The following is a 239-nucleotide window of genomic DNA, read 5'->3' as shown; positions in this document are numbered from 1 at the left end:
TTGATAGGCTTTTTAGCATCATTATTAGGAATCAGTGGACTGGCAGAAAAAGTGAAAGGAGTCATCGAAAAAATACGGGGCCGTATCGAAAAAGCCATTACAAAATTCTGGACTTTTGTGAAAGGGAAGGCGAAAGGTTTGCTTGGGAAAATTGGTGTTGGGAAACTTAGGTCGGATAAAAAAGAGGATGTAGATACTATCCCCGATGGAAAAGAAAAATTATTTGCCAAACTTAGAAA

At 38.1% G+C, this 239-nt stretch carries 1 protein-coding gene; it reads left to right on the top strand.

Features of this window, described 5'->3' with window-relative positions:
- Positions 1-239, top strand: a 239-nt coding sequence (locus ACR9ZK_RS23315; protein ID WP_481344287.1) for a hypothetical protein, incomplete at both ends; no start/stop codon positions are given.

The sequence above is a fragment of the Monashia sp. HAY1-5C genome (genome assembly GCF_056755255.1).
Note: the sequence above shows the minus strand (reverse complement) of the source record. Positions and strands in the feature narration are given on the sequence as shown.